At 55.3% G+C, this 16,653-nt stretch carries 14 protein-coding genes; 4 read left to right on the top strand and 10 right to left on the bottom strand.

Going from position 1 to position 16,653, the window contains the following annotated elements:
- Nucleotides 1–4 precede the first annotated feature (4 nt).
- Complete coding sequence (locus tag ACYX4K_RS06160) at nt 5–2,188, top strand: M3 family metallopeptidase (protein ID WP_475092999.1); 2,184 nt, start codon at nt 5–7, stop codon at nt 2,186–2,188.
- A gap of 124 nt (nt 2,189–2,312) precedes the next feature.
- Here the strand turns inward: ACYX4K_RS06160 and zigA are convergent, their stop codons facing one another.
- The 10 genes from zigA to ACYX4K_RS06110 all read right to left on the bottom strand — a co-directional run bounded on the left by zigA (nt 2,313) and on the right by ACYX4K_RS06110 (nt 12,586).
- A complete protein-coding gene (gene zigA / locus ACYX4K_RS06155) occupies nt 2,313–3,506 on the bottom strand; it encodes a zinc metallochaperone GTPase ZigA (RefSeq protein WP_475093000.1) in 1,194 nt (397 codons plus the stop codon).
- Nucleotides 3,507–3,569: 63 nt separating this feature from the next.
- Nucleotides 3,570–3,800 carry a hypothetical protein gene (locus tag ACYX4K_RS06150; protein WP_475093001.1) on the bottom strand — a complete coding sequence of 77 codons (231 nt, stop codon included), beginning with the start codon at nt 3,798–3,800 and terminating at the stop codon, nt 3,570–3,572.
- Between the two features lie 92 nt (nt 3,801–3,892).
- On the bottom strand, nt 3,893–5,896 hold the full coding sequence (gene thrS / locus ACYX4K_RS06145) for a threonine--tRNA ligase (protein WP_475093002.1): 2,004 nt from the start codon (nt 5,894–5,896) through the stop codon (nt 3,893–3,895).
- A 57-nt stretch (nt 5,897–5,953) separates the two neighbouring features.
- The gene (locus ACYX4K_RS06140; protein WP_475093003.1) at nt 5,954–6,139 is read right to left on the bottom strand and encodes an SEC-C metal-binding domain-containing protein; all 186 of its coding nucleotides are present in this window, start codon (nt 6,137–6,139) and stop codon (nt 5,954–5,956) included.
- 63 nt (nt 6,140–6,202) lie between these two features.
- The gene (folE2, locus tag ACYX4K_RS06135) at nt 6,203–7,108 is read right to left on the bottom strand and encodes a GTP cyclohydrolase FolE2 (RefSeq protein WP_475093004.1); all 906 of its coding nucleotides are present in this window, start codon (nt 7,106–7,108) and stop codon (nt 6,203–6,205) included.
- Between the two features lie 109 nt (nt 7,109–7,217).
- Nucleotides 7,218–8,552, bottom strand: coding sequence for a dihydroorotase (locus ACYX4K_RS06130; RefSeq protein WP_475093005.1), 1,335 nt, complete (start codon nt 8,550–8,552; stop codon nt 7,218–7,220).
- On the bottom strand, nt 8,549–8,974 hold the full coding sequence (gene hisI / locus ACYX4K_RS06125; RefSeq protein ID WP_475093006.1) for a phosphoribosyl-AMP cyclohydrolase: 426 nt from the start codon (nt 8,972–8,974) through the stop codon (nt 8,549–8,551). The genes ACYX4K_RS06130 and hisI overlap by 4 nt, the downstream gene beginning before the upstream one ends.
- Nucleotides 8,975–8,986: 12 nt before the next feature.
- Nucleotides 8,987–9,397 carry a MerC domain-containing protein gene (locus ACYX4K_RS06120; protein WP_475093007.1) on the bottom strand — a complete coding sequence of 137 codons (411 nt, stop codon included), beginning with the start codon at nt 9,395–9,397 and terminating at the stop codon, nt 8,987–8,989.
- A gap of 61 nt (nt 9,398–9,458) precedes the next feature.
- Nucleotides 9,459–11,933, bottom strand: coding sequence for a TonB-dependent receptor (locus ACYX4K_RS06115; RefSeq protein WP_475093008.1), 2,475 nt, complete (start codon nt 11,931–11,933; stop codon nt 9,459–9,461).
- A 29-nt stretch (nt 11,934–11,962) separates the two neighbouring features.
- A complete protein-coding gene (locus ACYX4K_RS06110; RefSeq protein WP_475093009.1) occupies nt 11,963–12,586 on the bottom strand; it encodes a DUF1826 domain-containing protein in 624 nt (207 codons plus the stop codon).
- Nucleotides 12,587–13,017: 431 nt separating this feature from the next.
- Between ACYX4K_RS06110 and ACYX4K_RS06105 the strand changes: the two genes are divergently transcribed.
- From ACYX4K_RS06105 to ACYX4K_RS06095, 3 genes are read left to right on the top strand one after another with little or no spacing between them, the layout of a single operon-like run.
- Nucleotides 13,018–13,785 carry an ABC transporter ATP-binding protein gene (locus ACYX4K_RS06105; RefSeq protein ID WP_475093010.1) on the top strand — a complete coding sequence of 256 codons (768 nt, stop codon included), beginning with the start codon at nt 13,018–13,020 and terminating at the stop codon, nt 13,783–13,785.
- An 8-nt stretch (nt 13,786–13,793) separates the two neighbouring features.
- A complete protein-coding gene (locus tag ACYX4K_RS06100) occupies nt 13,794–15,209 on the top strand; it encodes an ABC transporter permease (protein WP_475093011.1) in 1,416 nt (471 codons plus the stop codon).
- The gene (locus ACYX4K_RS06095) at nt 15,209–16,624 is read left to right on the top strand and encodes an ABC transporter permease (protein ID WP_475093012.1); all 1,416 of its coding nucleotides are present in this window, start codon (nt 15,209–15,211) and stop codon (nt 16,622–16,624) included. Before ACYX4K_RS06100 ends, ACYX4K_RS06095 begins: the two co-directional genes overlap by 1 nt.
- Nucleotides 16,625–16,653 lie beyond the last annotated feature (29 nt).

The following is a 16,653-nucleotide window of genomic DNA, read 5'->3' as shown; positions in this document are numbered from 1 at the left end:
CAACATGCGTAAATCCCTGCTCGCGGTTGCAATCGTGGCGATGACAGCCTGCTCAGAGTCACCTGAATCTGTCGTCGACAAAGAGAAACAGGTCACAGCTGGGGAGAACGCCCAGGTTACTGCGGAATCCTCCGCCACTTCCAATGAGAACAACCCGCTGCTGAAGGCAAGTACACTTCAGTATCAGGCCCCCGATTTCAGTAAAATCAAGGATGAGCACTTCGAGCCGGCATTTGAGCAGGGCATGCGTGAGCACCTGCAGGAAATCGAGGCCATCGCAACGAACGCGGACAAAGCGAGTTTCGCCAATACGATCGTTGCCATGGAGAAATCTGGCGCATTGCTGACCCGCACATCACGCGTCTTTTTCAACCTCTCCGGCACTGACAGTAATGAAGCGCGCCGCGCCCTGCAAAGCAAGCTTGCGCCGAAACTTGCCGCCCACTGGGACAGCATCTATCTGAACGATGACCTGTTCGCCCGTGTTTCATCCCTGTACGAGCAGCGTGTTGCACTGGAGATGGATCCAGAGTCCGAACGTCTGCTCGAAGTGTACTACGACAACTTTGTGAAGGCCGGTGCAAAACTGTCTGCAGATGAAAAAGAAACACTACGCGCGCTTAATGAAGAGCATTCCAGCCTTACCACTAAATTCAGCCAGAACCTGCTGAAGATCACCAAAGAAATCGCAGTGGTCGTCGACGACAAGGCGGAGCTTGAGGGGCTTTCCGAAAGCGCGATCAAGGCTGCCTCCCAGGCCGCGGCAGATGCCGGGCACGAAGGTAAGTACCTGATCAACATCACCAACACGACCCGTCAACCGGTCCTCACATCGCTGAAAAACCGTGAGCTGCGTCAGCGCATCTGGGAAGCGTCGGCCAATCGCGGAACTTCCGGGGAGTTGGATAATCGCCCGATCGTCCAGCGCCTGGTTCAGATCCGTGCACAGAAGGCCAAACTGCTCGGCTATGACAACTGGGCGGAATATCAGCTGGTAAACACCATGGCTGAAAAGCCCGAAAGTGTGCTGAATATGCTGAGCTCCATGGTCCCGGCAGTCGTCCGCAATACCAAAGCGGAACAAGCCGATATTCAAGCGATGATCGAGCGTGAAGGCGGCGAGTTTGAAGCTCAACCCTGGGATTGGGCTTACTACGCTGAAAAAGTCCGTCAGGACAAATACGACCTGAATGAACAGGAAGTACGTGAGTACTTTGAGTTTAATCGCGTTCTGAACGACGGCCTTTTCTATACCATGAACCGTCTCTACGGTATCCGTTTCGAAGAGCGCCCGGACCTTCCGGTCTACCATCCCGACGTGAAGGCATATGAACTGTTTGATCACGACGGCAAAAGCCTGGCTATTTTCTATGCGGACTACTTTGCCCGTGATGGCAAACGTGGCGGCGCCTGGATGAGTTCTTTTGTTGGCCAGTCCGGCCTGCTTGAGCAGAAGCCGGTGGTGGTGAATGTCATGAACATTCCAAAAGGCCCGGAGGGCGAGCCCACGCTGGTGAGCTATGACCACGTGACTACCATGTTCCACGAATTGGGTCATGGTCTCCACGGCATGTTCTCCAATGTCCGTTACCCCAGCCTGGCTGGCACCAGCGTATCCCGCGATTTCGTCGAGTTCCCGTCAACCTTTGAGGAGGACTGGGCTGGACTGCCGGAAGTACTTGAAAATTACGCTTACCACTACAAAACCGGCGAACCAATTCCGGCAGAGCTACTGGAGAAGGTGCAGAAAGCCAAAAACTTCAATATGGGCTTCGACACTCTGGAGTATATGTCTGCAGCCTTGCTGGATATGGAATGGCACGCACTGCCAGCGGACGCGGAACTTCAAGACGTAGAAAAGTTCGAGGCAGCGGCACTGAAAAAGCATGGTGTTGACCTGGCCGCAGTACCGCCACGCTACAAGTCCACCTATTTCGCCCATTCTATCGGTGGCGGCTATTCTGCCGGCTATTACGCATACATGTGGAGTGAAATTCTGGCCGCCGATGCCTTCGCGTATATTCGAGAGCGCGGTGGTTTGACGCGTAAGAATGGAGACTGGTACCGCAAGAATATCCTTGAAACCGGAAACTCCCGCCCGCCGATGGAATCCTATGTCAAATTCCGCGGCCAGGAACCCACCACTGAAGCGTTGCTTGAGCGCCGTGGTCTCAATTCAGAAGGCTAACGTGTGCTGAAAGCGCATGTAAAAGCGACGTAAATTGAACCTAAAAAGCGGGCCAATTTGGCCCGCTTTTTTTACCTGCGCTGTAGCGAGGTTTAAATTCGATCTGCAAATGCAAGAGTTTTCGCTAGTCCCACGCCGGAAAAGGGTCGGGCATGGTTCGCCAGACTATCTCGCCAGCTTCCATCTCAAGGTCGTTTAGCAGGCACTGATCCAGCCGTTCTCTGATCCATGCCTCTGGAAGATTCTGGCCGATAAACACCAACTCCTGACGGCGGTCACCGAACGGCTCCTCCCAGTTATCGAGAATATACTGTTGCTGCTCGGTGTTTTCCGGCCATTCGTCCCGCGGTACAGACGCCCAGAAATAGCCGGCCGCGCCGTGCTGGGCGATCCCGCCAGCCTGGCTCCAGGTGCCAGCGTAATGGGGACGGCTGGCCAGCCAGAAATAACCTTTGGAACGCAGCAACTTGCCGCTCAACTGGGGATCGTTAAAGAACTCGAACAGCCGCTGTGGGTGGAAAGGGCGGCGCGCGCGATAGGCGAAACTACTGATACCATATTCTTCGGTTTCCGGGGTGTGCTCGCCACGCATCTCCTTCAGCCAGCCCGGTGCCTGCTGTGCCTGATCGAAGTCGAATTTCCCGGTCATCAGTACTTTTTCGATGGGAACACTACCTTTTTCCATCGGTAGAATTTCTGCCCGGGGGTTGAGGCTGCGCAGAACGGCTTTCAACTCTTCCAGTTGCGTATCGCCAATGAGGTCGATTTTGCTGATCAGTAGAATGTCACAGAACTCAATCTGATCCACCAGCAAATCCGCCACGTTGCGCTCGTCTTCGTCGCCCAGATATTCACCGGCCTCCTTGAGCGACTCTGCCGCATGATAATCCTTGAGGAAATTGGCCCCATCCACCACGGTAACCATGGTATCCAGCCGCGCGACCTCAGACAGGCTCTGTCCGTCTTCGTCGGCAAAGGTAAACGTCTCGGCCACGGGCAGGGGTTCGGAAATTCCAGTGGACTCGATCACCAGACAGTCGAAGCGGCCTTCTTTCGCCAGTTTGGTAACTTCCAGCAGTAGATCTTCGCGCAGGGTACAGCAAATGCAACCATTGCTCATTTCCACCAGCTTTTCTTCTGTACGGTTCAGCTGCACCTCATTGTTCACGAGCGCTGCGTCGATATTGACTTCGCTCATGTCGTTGACGATGACCGCCACACGAAGATCCGCACGATTGTTCAGGATTTGATTCAGGAGGGTCGTTTTTCCGGCGCCGAGAAAACCGGAGAGCACCGTTACAGGTAACTGCGTAGTCATTTAGATAATTCCGAGTATGACAGAATGGAAAGAGTTGGGGTGTTACCCAGCAGAATCGTGGAATTACAGGCTGGGATGTTTTATTTCTTCACTCGCGCGCACGAACCACTCAAGGGTGCGCTGGCGTTGCGCCTCGCCATAAAGCTCAACAAAGCGCTTGGTCATGTAGTCCGACTCGTTCTTGAGTGACTGTATGCGGCTGTTGATAAAAGTTTCCGTCAGCTCCAGACCACAGGTGACGGTAATGCAACGCCGCCACTCTTGATAGTTCTGCGGTATAAAAGACGCTTCCATATCGCTCTTCCTCTTGCTTCTGGTTGACTGCTTAACGGCCGGCGTTAGCCGGCGGTTAAGCAATGGATAAGGTGGTATTTGCTGACTGAAGACTAGCTTGGGCTACCTTCCAGTAATTCCGTCAGGTCCGCTTGTCTGCGCGCACGAGCTGCCTCGTCTGGTCCTTGTGCTTCCTGCGTCAGCAACGCAAGGGCTTCCTGCAAGGGCAGGGTACCCAGATCCTCACCGTCGCGACTGCGAATAGCGATGGTGCCGGTATCACGCTCTCTGGCGCCGGCTACCAAAAGGAATGGCACCCGTTGTAGGGTTTGCTCGCGGATCTTGTAGCCGATCTTTTCGTTGCGCACGTCAGACTCAGCGCGCACCCCGGCTCCACGCAACAGCTTTGCTACGTCTTTCACATAAGTCGCGTGATCCTCGGTAATTGAGAGAACCACTGCTTGCACCGGCGCCAGCCAGGTAGGCAACTTTCCTGCGTGGTGCTCGATCAAAATACCGGTGAAACGTTCAAGTGAGCCGAAGAGGGCACGGTGGAGCATGACCGGACGCTTGCGCTCACCGTCTTCAGCAACATATTCAATGCCGAAACGCTCCGGTAGGTTCATATCTACCTGCAGGGTGCCGCACTGCCAGTCGCGGCCAATGGCATCGCGCAGTACAAACTCGAGTTTTGGCCCATAGAAGGCCCCTTCACCGGGGTTCACCTGATAGGTGAGCCCCATGCTTTCCAGTGAGCGCACCAGTGCGCCCTCAAGCTGATCCCAGGTGGCATCGTCGCCCATACGGTTATCGGGGCGTGTGGAAAGCTTGATCCGCACGTCTTCAAAACCGAATTGGCGGTAAATCTCCAACACGAGGGCAACTACCTCGCGACATTCCTTGTCCATCTGCTGGGGAGTGCAGTAGATATGCGCATCATCCTGGGTAAAGTGGCGCACACGCAGTAATCCGTGTAGCGCACCGGAAGGTTCGTAGCGATGCACCTTGCCGAATTCACACATGCGGATGGGCAGATCGCGATAGCTCTTGAGTCCGTGACGATACAGCAGCACGCTACCCGGGCAATTCATTGGCTTCAGCGCGAGCGCGCGGCCATCTTCCGTCTCCGTGGTGAACATGTGATCGCGGTAGTTCTGCCAGTGGCCGGAAATCTCCCAAAGACTGCGATCCATCACGTCGGGGGAGTTCATCTCTACGTAGCCCGCGTCCTGCTGACAACGACGCATATACGCAATCAGCTGCTGGAACACAGACCAGCCTTTGGGGTGCCAGAATACGGCACCTGGGGCATCGTCATGGAAGTGGAACAGGTCCAGTTCTCGACCAAGTTTGCGGTGATCGCGCTTTTCGGCTTCTTCGATACGCTGGATATAGGACTTGAGCTGTTTCTTGTCGGCCCAGGCGGTGCCGTAGATACGTTGAAGCTGTTCGTTATTGGCATCGCCACGCCAGTAGGCGCCAGACAGTTTGGTCAGTTTGAAGTGCTTCAGAAAGCGTGTGTTCGGCACATGGGGGCCGCGGCACATGTCCACGTACTCCTCATGAAAGTACATGCCCATTTTCTGCTCAGCGGGCATATCCTCAATCAGGCGCAACTTGTAGTCTTCACCGCGCTCCGAAAAGATACCAATGACCTCCTCGCGGGGCAGTACCCGTTTGACCACGTCATAATCCTTGGCGATCAACTCGCGCATGCGCTTCTCGATCGCCGCAAGATCTTCATGGGTAAACGGGCGCTCGAAGGCGATGTCATAGTAGAAACCCTCGTCAATCACAGGGCCGATGACCATTTTCGCACTTGGATAGAGCTGCTTCACTGCGTGCCCAATCAGGTGCGCACAGGAGTGACGGATAATCTCCAGGCCCTCATCATCCTTCGGTGTGATGATCTGGAGCGCCGCATCCTGCTTGATCGGGTCCACAGCGTCGACAAGCTTACCATCCACCTTGCCCGCTAGCGTATTTCTGGCAAGCCCGGGGCCAATGGCGGTCGCGACCTCCAGAACGGTCGTCGAGAGTGGAAAGGCGCGCTGGGACCCGTCCGGGAGTGTTACGAAAATGGTGGATGCGTTTTCAGTTTCAGACACGGATGACATGATTCAGGTTTCCATACGAAAGGGCAAAGCTTATAAGACGCACAAAATGACTGCGTATTAGAGGTTTTTCCCACAGCACTTCTTGAATTTCTTACCGTTACCACAAGGGCAGGGGTCATTGCGCCCAACCTTTGGGGTCGACCGTGTAACGGGCGCTTGAGGTGCACAGCAACTTTCGCTACTGCAGCAACTCGCCGCTTCCCTATCTTGCTCTTTGGTGGAGCGATTGATTTCTCCGAACATAGACCTTTCACTTCTCAGTTGTTGACCTGCACTCGTGGCACAGTTCAAATAGTTTAGAGGGGATTAATCGATACAAGCCTTTCGATCGATCACTACAGCATTGTGTGCATGGAGGCTTTCCTGATGCTCAACTTTGAACCAGTAGTCTTTTACCCAGGTCGACTGCTCCAATACTGCCTTGATTTTTCGCGCCGCATCTTCACAAAACATCAGGTTATTCGCGTTCAGCCGCGCGAATTCCTGTTCATCGCTGCGCTTGACCATGGTCTGGACCGGTGTACCGATCGCTTCCTCGAAACTGAAAATAAGGGATGGTAACGATGGCCAGCTGCTGTCACCCAATGTTAGGTCCAGATAAGCATAAGAGCGCTGGCTATGGGGTGTGGCAACGCTCGCGGCCTGTACCTGCGTCAGCAGTGCCTGTTTCTCAACTTGCGGGGTGGTGAACGCCTCATCAAGGGCGTTTGACAGCAGCTGACGTGAAAGCGCGGCGGAACAGGGACAGGTACTGGAATAGGGAATAGTTACCTGTAACCCATAGTCGTAGACGCCTTTGCAATATTGACCACTGATCGCAACGCGATAGGTCTGGTAGCCGGTCTCGTTACTCAACAGCGAAGTTTTGGGCAGCAGCAGGTCGAAAGCCAGATCAATTTTCGCGCTTTGGCTGATTCCCGACTGAGATTCGACCATTTTCCCCAGAAGTGTATCCAGGCCTTCTTTGTCACAAGTGGTCGCGGCCAGCTCGTTGAGGATCGCATGCAGCCGCGACATATGGATGCCTTTCTCGGCGGCATCGTCGAGGCTGACATACACATTCGCTGTGGCGGCAACCACCTGCTCTTGGCCGCCAGCCAGAGAGAGAGTCAGGGGAACGGCGATACCTTCCATACCAACCCACTGTAACGGGTAGGTACCCGTTTCAATCTGGGTTTTGGCGATATCGGGGAGGGATCCGGTAAACTGCATGTAACTCTTGCCTAAATCTGAAGATTCAAAAGACTCTAAGCCCGTCAACGATGTGTTGAGGGGCCTTGGTGTGCCACCGTTGCTCTATAGGTGTTTGACGCACGGGTTATCAGCGATCAAAAGAAAGGGGCATCGCGACGATCTCAGCTGCGGCAATACCATCGCTGCTGTAGACCTGTCGGCCATTGACCCAGGTGCCAACAATTTGCGAAGAAAAATCGTGTCCCGCAAACGGTGACCAGCCGCAGTGATATAGGGTGTTCTCGTTGGATACCGAGGTAGCGGTGTCTGGATCGACCAGTACCAGGTCGGCAAAGTAGCCTTCGCGGAGGTAACCTCGGCCAATCACGCCATAGCGAATCGCGGGGTTGTGCGCCGTTTTTTCGACAACCTGCGCCACACTCATACGTCCGTGTTTCACGTGGTCCATCAAGGTCAGCAGGGCATGTTGCACCAGGGGCAATCCTGCCGGTGCCTGTTCGTAATCAACCTGCTTTTCCTCCCACGTATGGGGCGCATGGTCGGTAGCAATAATGTCGATCTGATTACTATGTAACGCCTGAATCAAAGCATTGCGATCGCGCTGGCTTTTGATAGATGGATTACATTTGATCAGATTGCCGAGACGCGGGTAATCCTCGTCGGAAAACCACAAGTGATGTACGCAAGCTTCTGCCGTGATTTGCTTGCCCTGAACCGGCCCGGGCTCAAAAAGAGCCAACTCCTTTTCCGTGGTGATATGCAATACATGTAATTGACTACCGTATTTCTTCGCCAAATCAACCGCGTAGGAAGATGACGCAAAACACGCATCGGTATCACGTAGCTTTGGGTGATCTTCGATCGTCAGCACCGATTTAGAGCGCCGCAATACCTCGTGGTTTCGACGAATGATCGGGCTACTTTCACAGTGGGTAACGATCAGCGCTGGCGACTCGCGGAAAATCGTATCCAGCGCCGCAGGGTGCTCTACCAGAAGGTCGCCGGTAGAGGCACCCATAAAGACTTTTACACCACAGTGCCTGACCGGATCGAGCCGCTTGATCTGCTCGAGATTGTCCTCTGTAGCGCCCAGATAGAATGCGAAATTGGCGGCCGAGCTCGTGGCAGCTATCGCGTACTTGTCTTCGAGAGCTTCAATGGTGGTGGTGGCGGGGTTCACATTTGGCATTTCCATATAGCTGGTAATGCCGCCTGCAACCGCTGCTCGGGATTCGCTGGCGATAGTGCCTTTGTGGGTAAGGCCGGGCTCGCGAAAGTGCACCTGGTCGTCGATCATGCCCGGCAGTAGATAGGCCCCGTCTGCGTCGATCACGCGATCGCCGGGCGTTGCGGCGATTTCCGGGCAAATTTTTGCGATCCGCTCGCCAACAATTCGAACATCCGCATCGATCACATCGCCTTCGTTGACCAATCGCGCATGCTTAATCAATGTCGAGGTCATACGGATACAGGATCTCCGGTAACCCAGATTTTTCGCTGCTCCGAATCGACCTGCAGATAAAAACACGACCGCCGGCCGGTATGGCAGGCGGCGCCTTGCTGCTCTACCTGGCAGAGCACCACATCGCCATCGCAATCGAAGGCCATGGAAACCAGGGACTGCACATGGCCACTGGTCTCACCCTTGACCCACAACTGCTCGCGACTCCGTGACCAGTAGGTAACGCGCTGGGTCTCTATGGTGGCAAGCAGGGACTCTTTGTTCATCCAGGCGAACATCAGAACCGTTTTACTCTGCGCATCCTGAGTGATTACCGGGATCAATCCCTGCTCGTTAAATGCCAACTGCTCGATAACATCGTGTAGCGCCAAAGGGGCATCCTCGGGGTGCGTTTCGAGCGCGATAAAATAATCCCGTAGCATTGCCTGTCTCGCTTAACTGTTGCTGGAGGTGGGGCAGGCGCAGTCAGAAGGCTGCTGGCACAGGCGGTAATTCCACAGATGTCCGAATGCAACCAGACTGGCACCGCTAACCGTCAGAAACTTCTCACCCAACTCTCCAGCGGATTCGCCCAGGAGAACTGCGGCGGCGAGTAATATCAGGCCGGCACCACCCAGCACAACAACGCGGTAACGCTTGTGTTGCTTACAGCCCATGGTCAGCGCATATACACTGGTGGGTATTACCGCCAGCACCATCCACAGGTGAAACGCCTCGTTATCCAGGCCCAGTGCCGCCATGCTAGGCACCAGTGCCAATACCAGCGGCAACGCCAGACAGTGGATAGTACACATTGCAGATAGGCCAATGGCGATCTTGTCTGTCGCTGCTGTTGTCGGTTTCATTACTACTTTTTCCTTTTCCCTGACCTGGGCTCAGGTCAAATTCGAGAAATATTTAAATCAATTAGAAAGTGCCGCGCATGCCAAGGCTGAAACTACGGCCCGGAAGCGGGGCGCGGTCTTTCAGGAAGGAGGCATGTACACGGGCTTCTTCATCGGTGAGATTGTGACCTTTCAGGAATACGGTCATGTCACCGAAGTTGCTGGCGAAGGTATAGCCCAGCTCCGCTTCCACCAGGGTGTAGCTATCGGTAGCCGTTTCCAGCTCCGCCACTTTGTCCTGCTCAAAATAGTGGGAGGCGCCGAAGCCAGCTTCCCAACCGTTTTGCGCGTAAGTCAGTTGCCCACCGAGGCGCACTGGAGGAATACGCGGCAGATTACCACCGTCTTTTAGCTTGCCGCGAATACTGTCACCCCACAGGGTCAGGGTGAAGGGCTCTGAGAACTGCCATGCCAGCTGCGCTTCCATACCGTAGAGCACGCTATCCGCTTGCTCGAACACATACACGGGCAGGGCACCGTGGTCGTGGGCATGCTCGTGCTCTTCACCTTCCTCGTGCGCATGCTCTTCGTGATCATGGCCTTCGAAATCTTCACTGGTAAAACCACTATCCCGCTCGTAGTAGAAGTTACCCACTTGGTTGTAGAACAGGTTTACCACCCAGCCGATGTCTCCGGAATGCTTGCGCAAGCTGAGATCGAGGTTGTTGGATACCTCTTCTTGCACATCGCTGCCGTAATCGAAGTGGGGCTCGTCGGTTACATGCAGGTCAAACAATGCACCTACCTCAAAGCTTCCGGTACCGATATGTGGACCGTAGGAAAAGAGTTCTGACGCACTCGGTGCACGCTGAGCGTGGGTCAGAGACAAGCCCGCGTTGTAGTCTGCGGCAAAATCCCACACCACACCTGCGGAAACACTATATGGCGTGAAATCAAGCTCATCGAATACCAGCAGTTCCGCTTCTTCATGCGCGTGCTCTTCGCCTTCGTGTTCTTCCTCGTGCTCATGCTCATGCGCTTCCCAAGGAATAGGATCGGCTTCGATAGAGACCTTCTCTACACGCGCGCCGAGCTGCCACAGGAAATCACCCATGTGCTTTTCCTGCATCAGAGCAATCGCCAGTGTGTCAGTACGACTGGGTGAGGTGAAAGCCTCTTCGCCAACTGCGGCAAAATCGCTCGACTTACCTTCAACTGAGACAGCACCGCGCCAGCCAGCCATTTCCTGTAGCAAGAGGTCCACACGCGCCTGTACCGTCTCGTTCTGGAACAGGGTGCCAATAGTGTTGTTTTCGATTTCGACGTGTTCGTAATCGGTATAACCGATGCGCGTGTTAACGCCGCTCAGCAGGTTGTTATCCAGGCTCAGTTCACTGATCAGCTGCCAGCGATCCTGTTTCAGGTCGGAGAGCACTTCCGCTTCTTCCTCGTGCTCATGCATCTCGGATTCTGCGTGCTCTTCCCCGTGCTCCTCGTCCCCATGCTCATCACCATGGGCGTGGCTGTGACCTGGAATTCCGTTTACCCGCTCCAGGCGGCCATAGGCGAGGCCAATAAAACCGTTTTCCAGCAACACGCTACCGCCGAGGTTGAAGCCTTTGCTATCGGAAGCGCTGTTTTCCAGGATGCCTACGGTACTCTCTTCGTGTGCTTCGTGTTCTTCGTGCTCCTCGCCCTCATGGTCGTGATCGGACTCGAGTTCTGCAGCACCAGGAATCTCGTAGTTATCACCCTTGCGAGTAAAACCGTCTACATGGAACGCAAAATGCTCGCCGCCACCGGTGTAGGCGAACGAGGCGTCTTCCTCGCTGTTTACGGTGCTGTGGCCGAACTGGAAGGCACCCTTGGATTCACTGGAAGAGGGCACGCGGTCATCGACCACGTTTACCACACCGCCAATGGCACCGGAGCCGTAGAAGAGGGTGGCGGGACCGCGCAGGATTTCGATCTGCTCAGCGGTGAGTGCCTCTGTGGCGACTACATGGTCCGGGCCAACGCGGGATGCGTCACTCACATCCAGACTGTTCTGGGTAATCAGTACGCGGGGGCCGCTCAAACCGCGAATCACCGGGCTGCTGGCTACGGGGCCAAAATACGTAGAGTGCACACCGACTTCGTTTTTCAGGGTTTCACCCAGAGTTGCCGCCTGCTTGCGCCGCAAACTGTCGCCGGCCAGTACGGTCACCGGCTGCGCAGATTCCATGGTGGAAGTGTGCAACGGCGTTGCGGTCACATCGATCTGCTCGATTGCTGAGCGACGCAGGGTGATAACCAAAGGCGCCACATCGGCATTTTCGAAACGCAGGGTCTGGTGGCTGTAACCGGGTGCGTTGATATGCAACTCGTTCGCTGCTCCGCTCGCCGTGTCGAGCGAGAAACGGCCCTGTTCATCGGTGCGGGTCTGCAACAGAGTACCGGTCACCTCTACCGCCGCACCGCTAATAGGGTTACCGGCTGCGTCTGTCACCTGGCCAGAGAGTGCGTTGGCCAGGCCAGAAATGGTCATCAATGCGAGGGAGATCGCTGTTTTTTTCATTATCAGTCCTTGAAACAAATCGTTCAGAATCAGTCGTCAGACGAGGCAAAGTCAAAGGTAAGAATCAGGCGCTGACTGCCGGGCGCCACTGCTGGGGATCGGTGCACGAGACCCGCACCTTCATTGCCCGCCCACAGCTCGCCTTTCAGTAGTGCTACCTCGCCAGCAGCCAGTGACTGAATGGACTGGGTAGGGGGATAGAGGCCACTTTCCCCATCACTAAGCCCACCGCTGCCGGCACCCAGCTTGCTGCGATCCAGCTGATCGTGGGGCAACCATTCAGTCGCCACACCGGAATACGTTGTAATCAGGCGGCAGGGCACCCGGTCCACGTGAAACCGGGGGCACATGGTGTCACTCAGCACACTCAGCCGGATGCCAATGGCGCTCAGGTCAAACAGGCAGGTGAACATGTCGGCCAGCAGCTCGATATCCGCACGTAAATTCGGGAACGCATTGAGACCCGGTATCACATCGCCCAGGTTTTGGATTTTTGCCTCTGGTACCACCAGTCGATGGCTGTTGAAGCCTTTCTGATCCAGAAAGGCTGCACACTCTGCAGTCAGTGCCGGACTGAGCTGGCGCTGCCAGACCGCCAGATTCACCTCGTTTTCGCAAATATCCGCCAATGCATCCGGTGTCGTTGCGAACACCGCTCTACGGGAAACTCTGGAAAGTGAAACACCTGACCGACCGGAGAGTCCTACATTGCTGGGTGTCCCGGCAGGCACTGGCGTGACGCGGGGTAACTGGTTCTGCGAAGTTGACCCACCCGAGGCGCTTCGCGAGACATTTGCAGAGTTCATAACATCCTCTCCCGACTCGAGACCTGCCGGACCATCACATTAACGATATAACGTATCATAATGGGCGAGATCGCTGGAAACAACCGAAACTTGCGCCTCTACATGGCAGGAAAGGGCGTTGAGAAAGGTATTGGCAACCCCGGTCGACCACCATTTTGTGCAGATGACTGTTTTCTCTGTGGCGCCAGTCGCGATAGCCCTTCGCCAAAAAGATATGATATAACAAGTTTGACTGAGAAACCTTTAGTAGTCTGCAATGAACCAAGGACAGAAATGGCATGAACTCTGAACAATGCAACCAGGCTCCGACAGTAGCTGGCGAAACAGACGTTCTTAAGGCGAGCGCTGTCTCAGCGAGCTATGGAACGCGCACAATTTTGCAGTCGCTGGATCTACATGTACAACGGGGCGAGGTATACGCCTTGCTCGGCGCCAATGGTGCCGGCAAAAGTACCACGCTAAACCTGTTTCTAGGATTTCTCGCGCCCAAAAGTGGCCAGGTGCGGGTGAATGGGGTTGACCCGGTCAAACATGCTTCGCAGGCCCGTAGTCAGCTTGCGTATATTCCCGAGAATGTCGCCTTCTACGAGCAATTGACGGCACGAGAAAACGTCGCCTATTTACTTGACCTGGCTGGCCAGAGTAGGGGGCTGGGATCGATTGATCGAGCACTGTCAGCAGCGGGTCTTGACGCCGCCGCTTACGATCGCCAAGTGGGTGGATTCTCAAAGGGCATGCGACAGAAGGTGGCCATCGCGTTAGCTATGGCGCGGGAGGTGCCGGCGCTCTTGCTCGATGAGCCAACTTCCGGCTTAGATCCCAAAGCGACCGCCGAATTCAATCGGTTGCTGGAGCTTCTTCGCGAGAAGGGTATTGCCACACTGATGGTTACCCACGATTTGCTCAGCGCATCTGAGGTAGCCGATCGCATCGGTTTCCTCGATTCTGGGCGGCTGCTGGAAGAAGTTGCGGCAGAGGGTGCCACGGGTAGTGAACGCTTTGACATCCGCAATCTGCACCGACGCTATGCGGGACAGGTGGCGTGAGTCTCGTTATGCGCATCGCCCGCGAAGAATGGCGGCTGCTGTTACGCGACCATGTCGCGGTATGGGGTCTTCTGTTGTTTGTACTGTTAACTCTTGTCGCGACGCTGAACGCCTACGAACACCAACGCAATGCCAATGCCCAGCAAGCGCACTACCAGGCTTTCGCCAATCAGGCGTTTGAAGCGCAACCGGACCGGCACCCGCATCGAGTGGTGCATTACGGGCACTTTGCATTCCGTCCACTCAATCCGCTGGCCGCATTCGATCCCGGAATAGATGCCTACACAGGTAACACCCTGTTTCTGGAGGGGCACCGGCAAAACACCGCTAACTTTGCCGACGCCCGCCAATCCTCCTTGATGTTGCGTTTCGGTCAACTGAGCCCTGCATTCGTGCTACAGGTGCTCGCCCCACTTCTGCTTGTATTTGTCGGGCATGCACTGATTGCCAGAGAACGTGAGTCCGGCACACTGCGCCTGTTACTGGTGCAGGGGGTAACCGGTACTCAGATAATAAGTGGCAAGCTGCTCGCGCTATTTGGCTTTGTCGGTCTGATAATGCTGCCAGCCTTGCTCGCACTTGGCTGGCTTTGCGTTAGCAGTGAAGCCTCATGGCAGTCTGCATTGATACTTGCCCTGGGATACACCGGCTGGCTTTTACTGTGGGCGCTGCTAGTGACCCTCGTTTCCAGCCAGCTCAAGCGTAGCCGTGATGCGTTACTGACACTTCTCGTCGCCTGGGCAATCTTTGTGATTCTGTTGCCCCGCTGGCTGCCAGATCTAGTAAATTCCAGTGTGCCGCTGCCGACGCGCTTTGAGAGTGCGATCCACGTCGAACGCGAATACCGCGCTTTGGGAGATGCGCACAACCCCGACGACCCGCATTTCTCCGCATTCCGAGGAAAAGTACTGGCGCAGTATGGCGTGACACGCATTGAAGACCTCCCGGTGAACTACAAAGGACTGGTGGGCATGGAGGGCGAGCGGGCTTCCAGTGCATTATTCAATCGCTACGCGAACGCACTGTTCGAGTTACAAAATAAACAAAAAAACATTGTCGATGATTTCGCCTGGCTCAGCCCGACGCTGGCCCTGCGCAGACTGTCAATGTCAGCCGCAGGTACCGACCTTGAGAATTTCCAGCGTTTCCTCAAACAGGGAGAGGCCTATCGTTACGAATTGATCCAAGGGCTGAATCAGCTTCAAGTAGACGAGCTGACCTACGCCGACGATACCAGCCCGAACAAACAAAATCGGGTCTCCCACACTCACTGGGAAAGTTTCCCTCAGTTTCAATTCCGCCCGGCACCGACCGCTGAGGTTCTAGATCGAATCCTGCCCGCGGGCTCAGTTCTGTTGTGCTGGCTGACTGTTCTTATCTTACTGATCCGGTTTGCCGGTACACGTCTCGGGAGGGCGGGGTGATGAAATCTCTTTCCAATGAATTTCGGTTGATCTTCCGCTCAAGACTCTCTGCTTTTGCCCTGCTATTTTTGCTGGTGTTATCGGGTGTGTCGGTGTGGCTGGGTGTGGATCAGGTCACGCAACAACGCCATACGATCGAGCGCCTCGCTATTCTGCAGGAACAGGATGCGACGGCCGTCGCTGACCGCCACGCTGAGAAAGGTGACGCCGGAAGCTTCGCATACTACACCTTCTACAATACCTGGGACGCACCGTCCAACGCAGCATATATGGCCCTGGGAATGCGTGACGTGGCGCCCTATGTACTGCGAATTCGTGCCCTGGGCCTACAGGCACAGATTCATGACGGAGAGACATTCAACCCTGAACTGGCGTTGCCAGGGAGATTCGATTTTGCTTTTGTACTGATCTACCTGTCACCGTTATTCGTCATTGCGCTGCTGCACGACCTTATTTCGACCGAGCGGCAGTCCGGGCGGTTACGCCTGCTGATGTCTGTCCCCGACGGGTCGCGCTTGTTCCAAAGGCGCGCGGCACTGCGCTACGGATTGCTATTTTCCTGCCTCTCCTTGCCGCTGGTGATCGGCGCTCTCGCGTCGGGCACCGGGCCCCTGGCGCTCTTCATTGCGTTGATCATTACCGCCAGCTATCTGGCATTCTGGGTAGGCTTGTCATTATTGGTGTGCGCACGCAACTGGACCTCCGTAACAAATGCCACCGCGCTGATGGGGAGCTGGGCGCTGTTGACCTTGGTACTGCCAACGCTCGCGAACATGGTGTTGATCCGAGCTATTCCCGTGCAGCAAGGCATGGAACTGATGCTGGCGCAACGCGAAGCCATACATGGTGCCTGGGAAGTGCCGCGAGATGAAATGATGCAGCGCTTTTTTGAGAGCCACCCCGAGTGGCGCGATACCGCGCCGCTGCCACAGGGTTTTCACTGGAAATGGTACCTTGCATTTCACCAGGTGGGTGACGAAAGCGTCGCCGAACAGGTGCAAGCCTACCGCAGCGGACTGGAGGCCCGCCAACGCTGGACAGAGGGTCTAGGTTGGTTGATGCCCAGTGTGGGAGCCCAAGCGGCACTACATCGGATCGCGGACACTGATCTGACAGCGCAGTTAGCCTATCAAGATCGAATCACCGACTTCCACAAGCAAATCCGCAATTTTTACTACGACTTCCTGTTTAATGATTTGCCCATGGGCCGTGAGGAATTTGGCAAGCGCCCGAGTTTCAATCCGGAAACCACCGGGCCGAGCGCGATCGGCTTGATGTCACTCGGACTGCTGCCACTTTGCTGGCTGGCTTTTTTCATCGGATTTCGAAGCCTGGGTGGCTTAACACCAGTCAAACAGAAACCATTGAAAAACACCGCAGCGAGCACAGCGGTAACAGCGAATGCTGCCGTATAGCTGTACCTACAGTTCTGCACTGGCAGCGC

It is taken from the genome of Microbulbifer sp. ABF4_107, from assembly GCF_056312215.1.
The sequence above is the reverse complement of the archived record's forward strand: the minus strand, read 5'-3'. Positions and strand labels throughout refer to the sequence as shown.